The organism is Paraglaciecola sp. L1A13, from assembly GCF_009796745.1.
Lineage (GTDB): Bacteria > Pseudomonadota > Gammaproteobacteria > Enterobacterales > Alteromonadaceae > Paraglaciecola.
Window position 1 is genome coordinate 4326251 of the sequence record NZ_CP047024.1, and the last position, 18668, is coordinate 4344918.

Annotated in this window: 12 protein-coding genes; 5 read left to right on the forward strand and 7 right to left on the reverse strand. The window is 43.2% G+C overall.

Annotated features, from left to right (window positions below):
• Window positions 1-12: 12 nt before the first annotated feature.
• The 5 genes from GQR89_RS18305 to GQR89_RS18325 form a co-directional block, all read right to left on the reverse strand.
• Window positions 13-1848, reverse strand: coding sequence for a DUF294 nucleotidyltransferase-like domain-containing protein (locus GQR89_RS18305; protein ID WP_158771382.1), 1836 nt, complete (start codon window positions 1846-1848; stop codon window positions 13-15).
• Between the two features lie 94 nt (window positions 1849-1942).
• A complete protein-coding gene (locus tag GQR89_RS18310) occupies window positions 1943-3760 on the reverse strand; it encodes a bifunctional diguanylate cyclase/phosphodiesterase (RefSeq protein ID WP_233269017.1) in 1818 nt (605 codons plus the stop codon).
• A gap of 70 nt (window positions 3761-3830) precedes the next feature.
• Complete coding sequence (locus GQR89_RS18315; RefSeq protein WP_158771384.1) at window positions 3831-4964, reverse strand: FIST signal transduction protein; 1134 nt, start codon at window positions 4962-4964, stop codon at window positions 3831-3833.
• 195 nt (window positions 4965-5159) lie between these two features.
• On the reverse strand, window positions 5160-6881 hold the full coding sequence (locus GQR89_RS18320) for a sodium:solute symporter family protein (protein ID WP_158771385.1): 1722 nt from the start codon (window positions 6879-6881) through the stop codon (window positions 5160-5162).
• A gap of 10 nt (window positions 6882-6891) precedes the next feature.
• On the reverse strand, window positions 6892-7158 hold the full coding sequence (locus GQR89_RS18325; protein WP_158771386.1) for a DUF4212 domain-containing protein: 267 nt from the start codon (window positions 7156-7158) through the stop codon (window positions 6892-6894).
• 183 nt (window positions 7159-7341) lie between these two features.
• Here GQR89_RS18325 and GQR89_RS18330 point away from each other — a divergent pair, with 183 nt between their 5' ends.
• Window positions 7342-10779: a PAS-domain containing protein gene (locus GQR89_RS18330; protein ID WP_158771387.1), complete on the forward strand. Its 3438-nt coding sequence runs from the start codon at window positions 7342-7344 to the stop codon at window positions 10777-10779.
• Here GQR89_RS18330 and GQR89_RS18335 read toward each other — a convergent pair.
• Together GQR89_RS18335 and acs are read right to left on the reverse strand one after the other, a co-directional pair.
• Window positions 10727-11386 (reverse strand): response regulator transcription factor, encoded by a 660-nt coding sequence (locus GQR89_RS18335; protein WP_158771388.1) that lies wholly within the window; start codon window positions 11384-11386, stop codon window positions 10727-10729. The genes GQR89_RS18330 and GQR89_RS18335 overlap by 53 nt on opposite strands.
• A gap of 24 nt (window positions 11387-11410) precedes the next feature.
• The gene (acs, locus tag GQR89_RS18340) at window positions 11411-13351 is read right to left on the reverse strand and encodes an acetate--CoA ligase (protein ID WP_158771389.1); all 1941 of its coding nucleotides are present in this window, start codon (window positions 13349-13351) and stop codon (window positions 11411-11413) included.
• Window positions 13352-13662: 311 nt separating this feature from the next.
• Between acs and GQR89_RS18345 the strand changes: the two genes are divergently transcribed.
• From GQR89_RS18345 to GQR89_RS18360, 4 genes are all read left to right on the forward strand, one after another.
• Window positions 13663-15354 carry a methyl-accepting chemotaxis protein gene (locus GQR89_RS18345; RefSeq protein ID WP_158771390.1) on the forward strand — a complete coding sequence of 564 codons (1692 nt, stop codon included), beginning with the start codon at window positions 13663-13665 and terminating at the stop codon, window positions 15352-15354.
• A gap of 200 nt (window positions 15355-15554) precedes the next feature.
• Window positions 15555-16721 carry a DcaP family trimeric outer membrane transporter gene (locus GQR89_RS18350; protein ID WP_158771391.1) on the forward strand — a complete coding sequence of 389 codons (1167 nt, stop codon included), beginning with the start codon at window positions 15555-15557 and terminating at the stop codon, window positions 16719-16721.
• A gap of 241 nt (window positions 16722-16962) precedes the next feature.
• On the forward strand, window positions 16963-17670 hold the full coding sequence (gene mtnN, locus GQR89_RS18355; protein ID WP_158771392.1) for a 5'-methylthioadenosine/S-adenosylhomocysteine nucleosidase: 708 nt from the start codon (window positions 16963-16965) through the stop codon (window positions 17668-17670).
• Window positions 17671-17751: 81 nt separating this feature from the next.
• On the forward strand, window positions 17752-18648 hold the full coding sequence (locus GQR89_RS18360; RefSeq protein WP_158771393.1) for a cobalamin biosynthesis protein: 897 nt from the start codon (window positions 17752-17754) through the stop codon (window positions 18646-18648).
• Window positions 18649-18668: the final 20 nt, after the last annotated feature.

Sequence of the window (18668 nt, forward strand, 5' to 3'; positions counted from 1 at the left end):
TTCCCCCTAGACTTAACCTAACCCACCGGCAAACTTGAACACAGCGGCTTGTTGAGTACGACGGATGACCCGCATAGCTTCTTTTAGTTGGTACTTTTCGATAGACGATAAATCACTGATCGAAACATAATTGTCGGTAACTTTGTTCTCGATTTGATGACGCCAGCGAAGCCGATTGAGTAATAACCAGATATCTCGTAGGTTCTTAACGTCCTTAGTAGATAAACCTGAATGAGATAACAACCCATCTAATCGATGTGGAATAGACGGCATCGTTAAACCGTTAGCCAAAGAATAAATGCGCACCAAGTTATTAATTATCGCTACACCACTGTGCTTTAAATCAATACAGTCTTTCTTCGCCAACCCTTTTTTGTATACAAATTTTTGGAACATGGAAAGTGGAACGTGTCCTTCACTTGCGTGTCGAGTTAGGGCAGCAATAAACCTTGATTGCTTGAGTAGATCTTTACGCCCTTCATGTAACCGGCTCAGCAAGGAACGATCGCCAGCTACTCCTCGTACATCAAGAAATATATTACAATTCAAAATGGCTTGAGGACTAGGCTCTCTCACCCAAACTTGAGCTTGCTTAATCGCTTGGTCTACCGATAAGCGCAATTCAGGATTACTGGCCATGATATTGCCGGTACATAGCTGAATGCCGCATTTGTCTAATCCTCTACAAACATACTCCGCCATATCTGCAAAATACTTCCCTTGCTCGGGCGTAGGCTCATGGGAGAGTAATAATCCATTGTCTTGATCAGAGCCCATAGTTTGATCTTCTCTTGCTTGGGAACCATAAACCAGCCAGCAATATTCCAAAGGGGCTTCACCATGCTGTTGTTGAAAAAAACTAATCAATCTACGAGTCATAATATCCGTTGCCTGAGACAACACCTTGCCCGCGATATCGAAGTCACCTAAGCGTTTAGCATGTTTCGAAAAATAGTGGGGTAACTGCCACGATAGCCGCGACAGCTCATAAAGCGATGATGCTTTGGTAAGTTCATTAATAACAAACAACACATTCCCGCGCTGATGGCGGATCATATCGCTGGCCGTCAGCATGCCAATAGGAGCGCCAGTATTTTTGTCCACTACCGGCAGATGATGAACATTATGCTCGGTCATTACGCACAAGGCATCGAACAAGGTGCGTTGTTCATTTATCTTAACCGGATCTCGGGTCATAATTTCACTAACAGCAAGGTTGACATCCGTTTGCTGAGCGACCACGCGGTTACGTATGTCTCGGTCAGTTAAAATACCAACCAACGTTTGATTATCGGTGATAACAAGGGATGAAACGCTACTGCGGGACATCTTTTGCACCCCTTGCAAAATACTACTATGAATATCTTCGCCTATTACGTCACCTGAAATAACTTCTTTGATCGGCTTATACAGCCACATAGATTTTGAATCATCGACGTGCTCACTGTAAATTTGCTCCGATGTATAGTTGCGGAAAAAAGTCTCAATACTGGGATGTTTTACTGCGCATTGGCTAAAACTTTTTTTAGGAATGCAATATACCAATCCAGGGCTGTCTACTTTTATGCTGATTGCATTGGGCTGTTTTTGCCATAAATTATCGCAGCCAAAATAATCCCCATCACTGACATGACGCTCAGCGTCCGCTGAGTCTTGCACCGAATACTGGCCGTTATAGATAAGAAACAGGCTGCCTTGTTGTTGCTTCAAAAGACTTGCCACATCATCTTGACTGAAGTAAGCAACCGTAATGGATTGAGCCAGAACATTTCTTTGTTCTTCGTTAAGTAAATTAAATGGCGCTGATTCGCGCAGAAATTCTAGCGTGTGTTGTGGGATATGGTTCATATGAATTCTCTAACAATCAGCCTTGCTCAGCGCATAATAAAAAGCATACCTCAAACGGGCTAAAAATTCGGCATAAATCAGCTTTTTCCGGTAATTAACCCACTCCGTTTAACAGCTTAGTAAATGCTTGCTCAGATTGAGGTTTGAAGAAATAAAATCCTTGGATAGCGGCGATACTCTTGTCGTTAAAATACGCTCTCTCTTCCGCAGTTTCTAAGCCTTCGATGACGCACTCCAAAGAAAAGTGCTTTGAAATATAAATGATGGCTTCAACTATAACTTGGTTATCAGTCTTATTATGTATTTGAGAGACAAAGCTTCGGTCTATTTTAACGGATTTAAGCGGTAATTGGTGAAGATAAGATAAGGAAGAATAACCACTGCCAAAATCATCTAACATAAAGTGCAAATCTTGGCTGGATAGTGCTTTCATTATATTGATAGCACTGGTGATATTCTCCATAGCGACGCCTTCCGTTATCTCAAGTCGTAAGTATGTATGCGGAATATTGAATTCGCCTATTAATGTTAACAACTCGGCGACAAAATGAGGTTGGCTAAACTGGCGCGGGCTAATATTGACGCTGATATATCGTAACTTACCCTGCTCAAACCAATTTAAATTCTGCGCTATTAGCTCGCATGTATGCCTCAAGACCCACATGCCAATGTCAACAATAAGTCCTGACTCTTCAGCCACCGGAATAAAGTCCTGAGGGCCTACCCAACCTAGTTTCTCATCATGCCACCGCAGTAGCGCTTCAGCGGCTATTATTTTTCCGTTGAGATTAACCATTGGTTGAAAATATAATTCGAATGATTGTTCCCGTAAAGCCACGTGCAAACGTTGCTCTACCTCGGAACGAAATGCCGACATGACTTGCAATTCGTGGCGAAAAAACATGTAACCGTTACGACTCGTATGCTTAATTTTATACATAGCTACATCGGCATTTTTAATAAGACACTTCGCCTGTTCACTGATCGTCTTATTAACACTCAGTTCAGGGGAAGGAAATAAGGCAATACCGATACTAAAGCTGGTATAAACAGAACAATTAGATAGCTCAACGCTTTCACGGGTAATACCCAGCATTTTTTCTGCGACTTTGGTTGCTTTTGCCACCGCACTTAGTTCGTCAGTGCCTATATTATTCAACAGTAAGATAAATTCATCGCCACCGACTCGAGCCAATGTATCGTCCCGGCGAATACAATTTCTCAATTTGCTGGTTATATTGATCAGTAGTTCATCGCCAACAGAATGACCTAAGGTATCGTTTATTAACTTAAAGCGATCCAAATCAATAAAAAACACTGCGCCATATTGGCCCTGTTGTTGAACATTGCTTAGTAAACTTTGCAAATTAATGTTTAACATTTTACGGTTAGGCAATCCCGTCAGGACATCTTGATAAGTTTGTCGTCTGAGTTGCTCTTCGATGGCCTTACGGTTTTTAATTTCATCAACAAGATTTTGATGTTCCAAACAAGCTTGACAACTCACGGCTAATCGCCCAAACAGAGGCAACAGCGCATGCAGCACAATGTCGTCTATTGGATGTAATTTACGCTCGAAACTGATCGCGCCGAATTTAGGCACCTTAAATAGATAGAAGTAGCAGTCATCTTTTTGCAGGCATTGATTAGCTTTATCTAATTTACTAAATTGGAAAATTTGTTCTACCAGCCAATCACTCCCTTCGTCGGGCCTAGGGGCATAAGGGTAACAAAGTAGATTACTGTCCTTGTCTTCTCTGGGGGCTTGTTTGAAAACTAACGCGCTGCGTAAACTCAAACGCTTTTTCGCTCTATCGAGAAAAAGCTGCAGCATTTTATCTAAATCCAAGTCCAAGCCGATACTCATAGCCAGCTCATGCTGAATAGAAATAATCTGTAAGGTGCGGCTCATTTCATTCATCTACAAAAACCGACAAGTAAATGAAGACAAACGCATATGTGGGTGTCATTTATCATAATGCCTATTCACTCTGCGCTCGAGCCAGAGCGGTAACGGCCGTTTTATTGTGTAAACTTAAAATACCATTTTCATCTAACGCTATCTCACCCAATACCAATGCGCCTACCACTCGATAAGGTTCGGTTAGCTCGGCATGAATTTGATTCAGTTCGATGGAAAATTCATCTTGCAAAAACAATTGCCGACTAACGCAGTCGAACAATATACCGTCACTCACACTACCCGAAGTGGCTACGTTCGAAATGGTATTTTTTACTGCTCCCGATGCCGCGGATATCAGCTTCTCAGCATCTCCTTGCATAATGTAGAGCATGGTATTATCCGGTATATCACCGGCACAAATAAGCCCTTGCCCCTCAACTTTAATGGGATCGCGAATAAGAACGCTGTCATCTAACCTAGCTAACCCAAAAGGAAATGTTTTGGCAATATCAAAAAAATCATGTTCATCAAAACGCAGCGTTGTGTGCTCTTCTACGACTCGCTGATAAAGTGTGACTGCGGGTTCAAAGTTAAGCTCCAAGATACAGTTATCATCAGCATTATTAGCCAAATAAGGCCCCGCTAAAATTTCCCAGCCATGAGCTACCGCCAAATCCCATTCAGTCGACATTTCGACTAATAGCATCGCATCTTGATGCATACCAGCAGAGCTGAACAGACACGGCTGAGAAATAAACTTTAACGTGCCAGCACCGCCACCAAAAACACAACAATCTTCAGGTAACAAGCGCAATATTTGCTGTAAGTAGGCGTCAACCTGGCGTGATAGAGCATCCACCATGACAATTACAGATTTCGCAGTCGAAGATTTAAAGTCTATATTCGAGATTTGTGGAGATTCAGTTGAAATATTTTCTATCACTGAAACATTGATGCAATTGACCATACCAGCGACCAATATACCAGTTGGTTCAAATTTCGAGTCTAAAATAAGCCCCGGTACTATCGCTCCAAATATCGGTACGTCAACGTCTTTTAGCCAATCATCAAATTCATCCCCCCAAGTCGCGGCTTGATCGGTACACAGGATCATAAGTCCTTTTGGATGACTAGACATCACAGCGTTAACGCTGTTAGCTAACGCCCCTACAGTTACAACTGAATTAAATTGCACATCAGTAAATACCGCCATCAACATCCCTATCATTTAATAAATTTTTAAATGTTTGATACGCAGACAATAATAGCTAAAAACGCCTAAATTACCAGCGCTTACTTGCCCCCGATAATCTGATAATTCGCAGAAAATAAAAAGCGCCCAAACTGAGGGGCGCTTTTGTAGTAAGTGAGTATTTTTACTTCACTCTTATTACACTAAAATCATCGATTAATGTGCTGTGGCCTCCCCAGCACCTTTTGGATAACGAATATCCTCGACTAATTGCTGAATTTCTTGTGGTGCCTCTTTGGTCATTTTGAAGACTAATAATGCAACCGCGAAATTCACCAACATACCGATTGCGCCTATACCTTCAGGCGAGACACCGAACCACCAGTTTTCTGACACATTGGCTGCAGGGTTAACGAACTTAAAGTAAATGATGTAAGCCGCTGTAAACCCTATTCCTGCAAGCATGCCTGATATTGCGCCTTTGTCATTCATACGCTTCATGAATATTCCCAAAATTATAGCAGGGAAGAAAGACGATGCTGCCAGGCCGAACGCGAAGGCGACCACCTGGGCCACAAACCCGGGCGGATTGACGCCGAAATATCCCGCGATAACAATGGCAACGCCTGCCGCCAATCGTGCGTAAAACAACTCCTTCTTATCTGAAATATTGGGCATCAAGTTACGCTTTAATAAATCGTGCGAGACAGAAGTTGAGATAACCAGCAATAAACCTGCTGATGTTGAAAGTGCCGCTGCTATACCACCTGCGGCAACTAATGCAATAACCCAAGCTGGCAGATTCGCTATCTCTGGATTGGCCATGACGATAATGTCGCGATCCACGTGCATTTCATTACGTTCATCACCTGAGTAGAACATATTGCCATCTTGGTTTTTATCGTCCCAAGAAATAAGGCCTGTTTTCTCCCAGCTCGTTATCCAGCTTGGCGCTTCACTATGTGGTGTACCAGTACCTGCTTGGTCACTAACGGAAGGACCGTTAATGGTTTCTATCATGTTGACACGAGCAAACGCGGCAATAGAAGGTGCAGTGGTATACAAAATAGCGATGAATAACAACGCCCAACCGGCACTCTTACGTGCATCACGTACTTTGGGTACAGTAAAGAAGCGTACGATTACATGCGGTAAACCCGCAGTGCCAACCATTAGTGCAGCGGTAATACAGAACACATCGAACGTGCCCTTCGTGCCGGACGTATATTCGTTAAATCCGAGCTGGGTCGATAATCCATCTAACTTATCTAGCAGATAAACCCCCGAACCATCCGCTAACGTTGCCCCAAAGCCTGTTTGAGGTAATACATGGCCAGTTGCTAAAATTGAGATAAACACGGCTGGTACTAAGTAAGCAAAAATCAATACACAGTACTGTGCAACTTGGGTATAGGTTATGCCCTTCATGCCACCAAGAACGGTATAGAAAAACACGATAGCCATACCAATAACCACACCGGTTACAATATCGACTTCCAAGAAGCGACTGAAGACGACACCTACACCGCGCATTTGACCTGCAACATAGGTAAAGCACACGAATATTGCGCAGATAACCGCTACGGTCCGGGCAGTTTGTGAATAATATCGATCGCCGATAAAATCCGGTACGGTAAATTTACCAAACTTACGTAAATATGGTGCAAGGCATAATGCGAGTAAAACGTATCCGCCGGTCCAGCCAAGTAAGTAAACGGCGCCGTCATATCCCATAAATGAAATAAGCCCAGCCATTGAAATAAATGATGCAGCCGACATCCAATCCGCAGCGGTTGCCATACCATTTGCTATAGGGTGAACGCCGCCACCTGCGACATAAAACTCCTGCGTTGAACCTGCTCTAGCCCATATAGCAATCGCTATATACAAGGCAAATGAAGCGCCTACGATAATAAAAGTTAATATTTGAACATCCATTGACCTGCTCCTATTCTTCGTCGACGCCGTAGCGCTTATCGAGTTGATTCATTTTGTACATGTAGATAAATATCAACGCGACAAAAACGTAAATTGCACCCTGCTGAGCAAACCAGAAGCCCAACTTAAAGCCAAAGAGCTGTATTTGATCGAGTAAGTCCACCAGCAAAATACCGCAACCAAAGGACACGACAAACCAAACGACTAGTAGTTTTGCCATAAGAGCGAGATTTTCCCGCCAATATGCTTTTTTATCTTCTTCATTTTTAAATGCCATCTTGTTTTTCATCCAACGTTAATAAGATGTAAATTACTTTAGTCTTATGTTTCAAAAGACGGAATGAGACCATGGTCTTACGGGGTGAATTAGTTCAGGCGATTATGCTAAAGTCCTTATAAATAAGCGTTCTACGTGACGATATGGGATATAATTTAGACTGCAATTTAATTAGGAAGGGTTATGGCGTTAGGTTGGATGGTATTAGCCATTGTCTATTTAATGGGGCTATTTTGGATTGCTAAATGGGGGGATGGAAACTCCTCTCTGGCTAAACGTATCAGTTCACATCCCGCCATATACTCATTGGCGTTAGCGATATATTGCACAGCCTGGACGTTTTTTGGCTCTGTAGGTGAGGCATCGCGAGCTACTTGGGATTATTTGCCGATATTCCTTGGCCCGATGTTGCTCTATCTATTTGGTTATCGTTTTTTACGTAAACTTATAGCTGTCAGTAAACGTCAACATATTACCACTATTGCCGATTTCATTTCTTCTCGTTACGGAAAACGACAAACCATTGCTTTATTGGTAACCTTGATCGCGCTATTGGCTACTATTCCCTACATTGCGTTGCAACTTAAAGCGGTTGGTTCGGCATTTTTAATGGTCTCAGGGCAAACCCATGCGGAATGGGTTGTATTGGGGGCGACGTCCTTTATCGCTTTATTTGCCATTTATTTTGGCACCAAACATACCGACGTCACTGAATACCGCCGCGGTCTAATGGTGGCGATATCCTTTGAATCAGTGATAAAGCTGTGTGCTTTAATTGCGGTAGCTAGTTTCGGATATTTAGCTTATTCATCGCAATCTACTACTCCTTTACTTGCTGCATTCACCACACTCGAAGCACTAGATAATATAGGGTCTTTTTCTTTTGTAGCGCAAACTTTAATGGCGGCCGGTGCGGTTGTATGCCTACCTAGGCAATTTCACGTTGCCATTGTTGATAATCTCAAGTTAAGCCATCTAAAAACAGCACGTTGGCTATTTCCCCTCTACCTGCTGTGTATTGCGGTACTCATTCCGATTATATCTGCCGCAGGCGATGAAATGTTTCGCAATTCAGCGCAAGAGCCGGACACTTATGTTTTAGGCCTTGCCATGAATAGCGGCAGCATGTTGCTGCAAATGTTGGTGTTTGTAGGGGGATTATCTGCAGCTACAGCGATGATCATTGTCGCCACCCTGACCTTGAGCACCATGTTAACCAACGACGTAATTTTACCCAAAATGTTGGCTGAGCATCGAAGTTCAGCCATGCCGCCAAGCTTTACTAAACGTATTTTATTGATCCGCCGTTCGGTCATCGCGGCCATTTTATTCTTGGCTTATTTATATTATCAACAAATGACCGACAGTCGATCCCTTGCCTCTATTGGTTTAATCGCGTTTTCGCTCGTTATTCAGTTATTACCGGCTATTGTGGGCGGCTTATACTGGAAACGTGGACATGCACAAGGTGTATATGCTGGGTTAATGGTTGGTATAGGTTCATGGGTACTATGGCTGATGCTGCCCTTAATTAACGACTCTGGTCAAAGTTTTATGCTAAACGACACTATAAATGCGGTTGCCATTTATAGTTTAATTGCGAATGCGCTAACCTATGTATTGTTCTCGTATGTAGCCGATGTACGCTTGATTGATCGTATCCAAGCGGAAGCATTTGTAACTAAAACAGATGACAAAGCCAAGCATCATAATACCCCATCTACTCACACCACCGTCGAAGACTTACAAACGTTACTGAGTACATTTTTAGGTGAAAAACGCTGTCGACAACTACTTAGCGATTATCAAACACGTAACGGTCACATCCTTAACCCCGCCGAATCAGCAAGTGAAGAATTTGTGCACTTTAGTGAGCGGGCATTAGGAGGTGTTATTGGTGCATCATCTGCTAAAGCATTAGTCGACAGTGCTATCAGTGGTAAAAAACTCAATTTCGAAGAAGTCGTCAATTTTTTTGATGATACGACCCAAGCGATTCAATTCAATATGAGCGCCTTAGTCGCTTCTCTTGAAAGTCTTGAGCAAGGCATAAGCGTGATAGACCGCGATCTCAATTTAGTCGCTTGGAATAAAAGCTACTTAGCGCTTTTTAGCTACCCAGCAAATATGATCCGGGTCGGACGCCCTATCGAAGATTTAGTCAGATATAACGCACAGCGCGGCGAGTGCGGCTCAGGAGATGTTGAGTATTTGGTGCAAAAACGGCTTGAACATATGCGTAAAGGCACCAGCCATCGATTCTTGCGTCAACGCAGCGACGGACGGACACTAGAGATGATTGGCACACCATTGCCTGGCGGTGGCTTTGTTACCAGTTTCAATGATGTAACTGAGCACATAGAAACGCAACATGCCCTTAAAGAAGCCAACATCGATTTAGAAAATCGAATTCAAAAGCGTAGTCAAGAAGTGCACACCATCAATGAGGAATTGAGGTCTGAAATACAAAGACGCGCCCAAGCAGAAACACAATTGGTCAGCGCAAGGAAGGTCGCCGAACAAGCCAATGCCAGTAAAACACGTTTTTTAGCCCTCGCCAGTCACGATATATTACAACCCTTGAATGCGGCTAAACTATATCTTGGCGCGCTACAAGAAGCAGAGTTAACGAGCGATGCACGCCAAACTGTAGGTAAGTTATCAAACAGTATTCAAGCTAGTGAAGCACTCATCGCCACGTTACTGGATATCGCCCGACTCGATCAAGGTGAGCTTCAACCAGAATTCAATGCAATAAATATACGCGAGGTACTCGAACCTTTGTTAGCGGAGTTTGAACTGATCGCAGAACAAAAAGGTTTGCAACTTCGCGCTCGAATAACAGAACTCTGGGTTAAAACAGACCGCACATACCTGTATCGAATTATACAAAATTTTTTATCAAATGCAGTTAAGTATACCGATAACGGTGGGGTACTTTTGTCCGTGAGAATACGGGATAAAAAGGTTCTATTTGAAGTATTTGATACCGGCTCAGGTATAGAGCCTGAGCAACTAAGTAAAATTTTTGGTGATTTCTATCGTATTAGTGGCAACCAACAGCAAGGTGTGGGCTTAGGGCTAGGTGTCGTGCAGCGTCTTTCAAGTATTTTAGATGCAAATTTGCAGGTTCGCTCTCGCGTTAATCGCGGAAGTTGCTTCAGCATCCAATTGCCACATTGTGAGCCAGTTAAAGCAAAAACGATTGTACGAGCTAACAAAGTAGGATTTCATGAATTAAAGGTCCTTTGTGTCGATGATCAAATACAAAATCTAGACGCCTTAAAAACGTTACTCGATAAGTGGAAAGTCACCGCTGTTTGTGAACAAACGCCTAAAGCGGCATTGGCTGCAATCAAACACTTCACACCTGATGTAATCTTAATGGATTTTCAACTTAGCAGTGATATAGATGGATTAGCGCTTATTAGCTTATTGCGCGAGGAACTTAGTGAACACAAGCAAGGTCGGGTTCCAGCAATTTTGGTAACCGCTAATATCGAGGCAAGCCTAATAGAACGTTGCCATGAGCAAGACTGTGGATATTTATCTAAACCGGTAAAACCGGCTAAATTGAGGGCGTTGCTGCAGGCGGCTCAAGCTGAAGTTGCGAGGCAATAAGTACAGCTTGGGTACGATTGTTAATATGTAATTTTTTGAAAATGGCGGTGACATGAGCTTTTACGGTAGCGGTAGCAATATCCAGATTATAAGCAATTTGCTTATTGAGTAATCCGTCACGCATATAACATAGCACCTTGTACTGAGCTGGCGTTAAGCTAGCGATTTTGTCTGCTAATTCAGCAAACTCATTGTCTAATTCCACACCATCACCGGCATAACTTTCTGGTAACCAAATATCACCTTCAAGCATGCTCGTTACTGCATGGGCAATTTGTGCAGCGCCCGTCGTCTTGGGCACAAAGCCAAGCGCTCCAAGGTTAATTACCTTGGTAATAATGGCTGCGTCCTCTAATCCTGAGACCACAGCCACCGGCAAGTCGGGAAACAATTTTCGAATATGGATCAAGCCAAACAAATCACCGCTACCTGGCATATGTAGATCAAGTAGCAGTAAGTCAACATCGTTATGTTGCTCTAACAACGCTACCGTTTGCATCAAATCAGCCGCTTCTAAAAGCGTTAACTCACTGAAAGACATCGTTAAAGCACCGCGTAAAGCATCACGGTACAAAGGGTGATCATCTGCAACAAGTAGCGTTATCATATTCAACTGTTAGTAATTTCGACCCTACCGATTTAAACGCTGTTCGATCAAGGTGTCAACTACACTTGGGTCAGCTAACGTTGATGTGTCTCCAAGTTGCTCATACTCATTAGCCGCAATTTTACGCAAAATACGACGCATGATTTTTCCAGAGCGTGTTTTAGGCAGCCCTGTTGACCATTGAATTAAATCAGGTGTCGCGATTGGGCTAAGCTCTTTGCGCACCCAATTGGATAACTCTTTGGTTAGCTCCTCAGTTACCACAACACCTTCGTTAGCCATAACATATACATATATACCCTGACCTTTTAAGTCATGTGGATATCCAACGACGGCTGCCTCAGCTACAGAATGATGTGAAACCAAAGCACTTTCAATTTCAGCAGTTCCTAAGCGGTGCCCTGACACATTGAGAACGTCATCAACACGGCCCGTTATCCAGTAGTAATCATCTTCATCCCGTCGAGCACCATCACCCGTGCAGTAAGTGCCTGGATAAGTTGTAAAATAGGTTTGTACGAAACGCTCATGATCACCGTAAACGGTTCGCGCTTGACCTGGCCAACTGTCTTTTATGATCAAATTGCCTTCGGCAACCCCAGAAAGTTCGTTTCCCTGCCCGTCAACTAAAGCGGGTTGCACACCAAAAAACGGATGACTCGCTGCGCCAGGTTTCATAGGTGTTACGCTTGGCAGCGGCGTAATCATCGCCGCACCAGTTTCTGTTTGCCACCATGTATCTACTACAGGGCAGCGGGACTGTCCCACAGTTGTATAATACCAATGCCAAGCTTCAGGGTTAATAGGTTCTCCCACTGAACCGAGTAAACGTAACGACTCACCACTAATACCTTCAGTCGGGAAATCTCCATGAGCCATCAATGCACGGATCGCTGTTGGTGCGGTATACAGTACGCTCACTCTATGCTTATCAACAATCTGACCGATTCGGCGTACATCTGGATAAGTCGGTACACCTTCAAACATGACGCTTGTGGCACCATTAGCCAACGGACCATAGACGATATAGCTGTGACCAGTTACCCATCCTACATCAGCTGCACACCAATAAACGTCACCAGGGTGGTAGTCAAAAACGTATTTATGTGTCAGTGATGCCCACAGCAAATATCCACCAGTGGTATGCACTACGCCTTTTGGCTGTCCGGTAGAACCGGACGTATACAGAATAAACAGCGGGTCTTCTGCATTCATTACTTCAGGTGGACAATCAGGTGAACAATCATCAGTAAGGTCGTGCCACCAAATATCATCTTTGCCCCAACCAACGTGGTTACCGGTATGCTGAAATACCACCACCTGCTCCATACTCGGGCAATCGTGTTCAGCAAGTGCGGTATCAACATTTACTTTAAGTGGAATGTGTTTTCCTGCTCTAAGGCCTTCATCAGCGGTAATAAGTACTTTTGCCTGACAATTATTAACTCGATCGGCAATAGCATTTGGCGAAAAACCACCAAAAATAACCGTGTGCACCGCACCAATTCGTGCGCAGGCTAACATGGCGTAAACAGCTTGCGGGATCATCGGCATATATATCGCGACACGATCTCCTTTGACAACACCAAGCTTTCGCAAACCATTAGCAATTTTGCCTACTTCATCGTGTAAACGATGATAGGTAATAATATCGTGAGAATGCGGATCGTCCCCTTCCCAAATGAAGGCCGTAACGTGTCCTCGTTTCGCTAAATGACGGTCAATACAGTTATATGCCACATTTAGTTCACCATCTTCAAACCACTTGATACTCACATGATGCGCATCAAACGAAGTATTTTTAATCTTGGTTGGAGTTTTGATCCAATCAAGCGTTTTGGCTTGCTCTGCCCAAAACTCTTCAGGGTGTTCGACTGATTGAGCGTACATACGCTCATAGCCATCAGGTGTAAGATGAGTGCGCTCTTTCGCGTGTGCAGGAACAGGATAAATTTTTTGCGGCATAATGACTCCAAAACTAAAACACAAATAAGAATATTGAGCACTTTACTCGTAAGAACGTAAACCGGAATGAGACCTTGGTCTTACGTACTGATTACAATTCGACAAACAAAATAATACAAGCTACGAAAATCTTTAACAAACATTGTGTTCTACTTGCCTAAATAAAAAATACGAATTTAATCTTATATCTTCCAAAGCAATTAAGCCCATGGTGAATTCGGGTGCTAGACTCTACGTATAGATTTGTAGCCAAGCAGTCACTTTTAAATATGCTGAAAAAGTCTGCGCGCTTATTCACGAGGTACTGCGAAATGTTTAAATATTTATCTATTAAAAATCGCCTACTCATCATATCTATTGTCCCGTTAGTTACTTTGGTTACGATACTATTATTTATTATCGTATCTCAAGTAACCAACCTAATAAGCACGGTCGAAGAATCAGCAGGAAAAATGCTGATCGAAAGCAAAAAAGAAGAACTAAAGAACACCGTAGATTTGGCCTACAACAGTATAAAAACAATATACAACACAGACGGCGATAGAAGCGATGCAATTACACTATTACAACGCCTTCAATTTGGTAAAGATGGATACATATTTGGCTATGATGATAAAGCAGTGCGCTTGTTTAATGGGTCAAATGAAGCAGGTATCGGTAATAGCTACGTTGACTTTAAAGATGTGAATGGCATTTATCTTATTCGCGATCTCATTGCGGCCGGTCGCTCGAATAAATTAGGGCGAGGGAATGAATTTGTTACCTATCATTTCCCTCGTTTAGGGGAAAAAAACGCTGCCGCAAAATTGTCCTATTCCATTTATTTCCCAAGATGGAAAATGATGATAGGGACAGGCTTGTATATAGATACAATCGATAATCAGGTTAATATATTCTCACAGTACATTGATGCATCACGCAGCGACTTAATCACATCAGTGGCGGTCGTTTCGGGAGTATTGCTCGTTGTACTTGTCATTATTGGACTGTTACTTGTTCGGTCTATACTGAGTCCCTTAAATGAAGTCACCCAATCGATAAAAGAGTTAGCAAGTGGTGAAGGAGATCTTACTCGTCGCTTACATATCAAAGACAACTACGAGTTAGGCGAGCTTGCCTCTAACCTTAACGAACTACTCGCCACCCTACAAACCATTATCAGCAACGTTCTTAAAATTAGCGTAAGTGTAAGACAAAGCAGTGAAGACCTGGCCTTACAAGCAAAATCTATTATGGCGTTAAGCGCTAAACAGCATAATGAAATAGACCAAGTTGCAACGGCCACCACTGAGATGTCAGAAACGGCTCATCAAGTTTCAATTAACGCAGATAACGCAGCATCGGCTGCCCAATTAGCCGACAGCGACGGAAATAAAGCGATGCGCAACGTAGAGCAAAGCAGCTACGAGATGTCCGACTTAATCATAGAACTGACTAAGACGGGAGACGTTGTAACAAAAGTTGGGGGTGACGTTGAAAATATAAGTGCCGTTTTATTGGTTATTGAAAGTATAGCCGGTCAAACCAATCTGCTCGCGTTAAACGCCGCAATTGAGGCTGCACGGGCGGGTGAGCATGGTCGTGGTTTCGCCGTAGTGGCCGATGAAGTTCGAAATCTTGCAAGTAAAACCCAGGGCAGTACCGAGGAAATACAAGAGATGATTTCCACGTTACAAAGTGGCTCTCGTGCTGCTGTAAACGTTATGTCACAAAGTATTCAACGTAGTGACGAAACGGAGAAAAGTATTAGTGCAACGGCGCTAACTCTGACAGAGATTGCAAAATCAGTCGCACTTATGCGTGATCTTAATGTTCAGATCGCCACCGCGGCCCAAGAACAAAGCATCGTTGGAAAAGAGATCAGTCGCCGTATCATTGATATTTCAAGTCAAACGACGGACTTAAGCGGAATTGCGGTGAAAAATGGAGAAACTGCCGAAAGTCTAAGGCAAAAAACAACCGAGCTCGAAGCACTCGTTAGTCAATTCAAGGTATCCGGATAGCGTTAACAGTAAATAATTCAGACCATATATAGCGCTCAAAAAAGGTAATTTAACCACTCCAGAGCAATACCATCAAAGTTATTACCAAAATGTAACAAATGTTAAGACCTTGGTATCATAGACCATGAGCTTATAGCTGTTTTTTTTAACCTGATCCAGAGTAGATAGTGTAAATAGCTACTATACGGACAGAGATACAGATGAACATAAAACACATATCACTCACAAGCCTTGCAATCGCATGCACTACGGTGCCATTTACTTCAACTGCCAACCCACTCGAAAAAACGACGTTTAAATTCAGCGGTTATATCAAAGCAGACGCAATGGTAAGCCAATATAGCGACGGTACGTTAAGCTCTGGTAGTATCGGCCGAGATTTTTATATTCCTAGCTTGACGCCTAGCGGGGGCGAAAAAGAAAGTGCCCAATTTGACGCGCATATCAAGCAATCCCGTTTCCGCTTTACGACCAATACCCTACTCAGTAATAATGATAAAATTACCGGTGTACTAGAGTTCGACTTTCATACCACCCCGGATGGTAACGAACGTATCAGTAATTCTTATGAGCCACGTATCAGGCACGCGTTTTTGAAATATAATAATTGGTTGATAGGGCAAACTTGGTCGACCTTTCAAGATGTTAAAACCTTGCCCGAATCTTTGGATTTTATCGGCGTAACTGACGGCACTATATTTGCCCGACAAACCATGCTGAAATATACCTCAGGCGCTTTTGAGGTGTCCCTTGAAAATCCAGAAACTACGGTTACGCCCTTTGGCGGTAGTGGACGGATTGTTGCAGATGATAACTCAGTCCCTGATCTGGCTGCCCGCTATACACTGAATCAATCTTGGGGCCATGTATCTATAGCAGGCTTGGTACGTCAATTGGCCTATGAAGACAAGCAAGACGGAAATGATATTGATACTTCAGAGGCGGGTTACGGTTTAAGCATCACAAGTAAAATAAAATTTGGTGAAGACGATCTACGTATTATGGCTAATATCGGCAGTGGCTTGGGCCGTTATATCGCGCTTAACGCGTCCAACGGTGCAGTGTTAGATGCCAATAATAAACTTGATGCCATTGATGTTCGAGGCTTTACGATAGCCTATCGTCACTTGTGGGATGAAAAATGGCGCAGTACATTTAGTTATGCCATGTTCAGCGCCGATAACGATACCGATTTAACAGGGTTAGGTGTAATCAAAGAGACCTATAGCGCAAGAGCAAATATTCTTTACTCCCCTGCGCCAGAGCTGACCTTCGGAGCGGAATATGCCTATGCAGAAAAAACGCTCGAGTCAGATGTCGACGGTGATATGAGCCGTCTGCAATTTTCAGCTACATATGCGTTTTAAGTGATTGAACTATAGATTGTTAAACCATGCGAAGGACTGCGCAAGCTTAAACTAGCAGCGAATCCCAACTTGCTTGCTTGTTTTGCGTCATCATATTTTTGATGGCGCTTTTTTATTTTAACTCAAATTGAACCAGAAAATAATTATTCACTCGTCAGTTCGTTATCCTGATATGTTTCATATTCCCGCTAGACGTAATAAACTTCCGCCATTATTTTTCAGTTAAGTGACCATTGAATTTATGAAAATTGCCATTCTAGGTGCCATGGATGAAGAGATTACTCTTCTTAAGCAATCAATCAGTAATCTTATCGAGCATAATCATGCCCACCTAACGCTATATAGCGGACAGCTTAATGGTATAGATGTGGTACTGGTCAAATGCGGCATAGGTAAAGTTGCTGCAGCGATTGCCACCACTATCATAGTGGATAAGTTTTCTCCTGATTATGTGGTTAATACTGGTTCTGCTGGTGGGTTCGACCAAGCACTGAGTATTGGCGATATCGTTATCGCTAGCGAAGTAGTTCATCATGATGCAGATCTTACCCATTTTGGTTACGCATTCGGCCAATGCGCAGGTATGCCAGAAACCTTCGTTTGCGACCCCATGCTTATAGACGCAGCTGAAAAGGCCGCATTGTCTCTAGGACAAGTTAAAACGAAAGGCGGACTGATTTGCACCGGCGATGCTTTTATTGGTAGCGATGAAGCCGCGGCCAAATTATTGGCTAACTTCCCCACTATCGCAGCAGCTGAAATGGAAGGTGTCGCTATTGGGCAAACCTGCCATTTGCTTGACGTACCCTTTTTAGTTATTCGTTCTCTCTCAGATATCGCAGGAAAAGCGTCAACGGTCTCATTTCAAGCTTACTTGGGGCAAGCCGCTAAACACTCTGCATTGTTAGTCATGGGAATGATATCCGAACTCAATGCGCGCTCACATTAAGCGTCCTTAACATTGCCTAGCTATTTTCTCGTATTATTAAACTCCCCTATGCTCCAAACAGTATGGGTTTTAGGGGTGGTAATGCTAATCGAAAACTTACTAAACTGGCCTGAGCGGTATCATCCACTTGGCTTCGTTCGCTTGGTCGCGGACAGAATGGCCGAAAAAGTTCACCCGTCAGCAGAGCGACCTACACTGCAACAGCAGATATCAGGCACATTAGCGCCGCTGGTATTAATCAGTCCCATCGCTGTGATATTGGCTATTTTCACCAGCATGGCTGAATTCCCACTCTTTTTCGATGGCGTGCTACTGTTAGTTGCGTTGCAATACCAGCCAATAATAGACCGTGCTAGAAAAGTGCAAAATGCGTTATCGCTGCATAAGAAAGTATTGGCTAGGCAAACACTCGCCCCCATGGTTTTACGCGAGACTGCGTCACTTTCAGAAGTGGGCATCGTTAAAGCCTGTATTGAGAGTGTAATACTTCGCTTTCATCAGCAATACCTGTTTATCATACTGGTATTTCTGGTCTTTGGTCCTGTAGTCGCACTTTCACTTCGCCTGTTATATGAGTTTTCCCATAGCTGGAATGTAAAGCTCAAGCGTTTCAGTATTTTTGGCCAGCCTTGCGCCAATATATTAGCTCTTTTGCTGTGGCTACCTGTGCGTATTTCAGCGTCGTTGTGCGCATTAATACACAATATATCCGGAGCATTTAAGGCATTACGCGCATTGCCGTCATCAAGTAGCACCCATCAAGTTGTATTGGCTTTGCAAGGCGGGGCTTTGGGAATACAGCTAAGTGGACCTATCATTTATGATCAAAACAAAAAGCGCTCAACTAAATGTGGCGGTCCTAATCAAGCTAGTATTCTAGATATAAATCGTAGTCTGCAAGCCATTACATTGTGTAAACTTACATACTGGATTTTATCTTTATGCATCGCAGTGGTTATAAGCAGCTTGGCTCAATAAATGGTGATTCAATAAATGGA

Bases quoted from the DNA above. Each gene is read 5' to 3' on its own strand.
- mtnN (WP_158771392.1), top strand. From the start codon at position 16,963: ATGAAAATTGCCATTCTAGGTGCCATGGATGAAGAGATTACTCTTCTT.
- GQR89_RS18360 (WP_158771393.1), top strand. From the start codon at position 17,752: ATGCTAATCGAAAACTTACTAAACTGGCCTGAGCGGTATCATCCACTT.
- GQR89_RS18325 (WP_158771386.1), bottom strand. From the start codon at position 7,158: ATGGCATTTAAAAATGAAGAAGATAAAAAAGCATATTGGCGGGAAAAT.
- GQR89_RS18305 (WP_158771382.1), bottom strand. From the start codon at position 1,848: ATGAACCATATCCCACAACACACGCTAGAATTTCTGCGCGAATCAGCG.
- GQR89_RS18335 (WP_158771388.1), bottom strand. From the start codon at position 11,386: ATGATAACGCTACTTGTTGCAGATGATCACCCTTTGTACCGTGATGCT.
- GQR89_RS18350 (WP_158771391.1), top strand. From the start codon at position 15,555: ATGAACATAAAACACATATCACTCACAAGCCTTGCAATCGCATGCACT.
- GQR89_RS18315 (WP_158771384.1), bottom strand. From the start codon at position 4,964: ATGGCGGTATTTACTGATGTGCAATTTAATTCAGTTGTAACTGTAGGG.
- acs (WP_158771389.1), bottom strand. From the start codon at position 13,351: ATGCCGCAAAAAATTTATCCTGTTCCTGCACACGCGAAAGAGCGCACT.
- GQR89_RS18330 (WP_158771387.1), top strand. From the start codon at position 7,342: ATGGCGTTAGGTTGGATGGTATTAGCCATTGTCTATTTAATGGGGCTA.
- GQR89_RS18320 (WP_158771385.1), bottom strand. From the start codon at position 6,881: ATGGATGTTCAAATATTAACTTTTATTATCGTAGGCGCTTCATTTGCC.
- GQR89_RS18345 (WP_158771390.1), top strand. From the start codon at position 13,663: ATGTTTAAATATTTATCTATTAAAAATCGCCTACTCATCATATCTATT.
- GQR89_RS18310 (WP_233269017.1), bottom strand. From the start codon at position 3,760: ATGAGCCGCACCTTACAGATTATTTCTATTCAGCATGAGCTGGCTATG.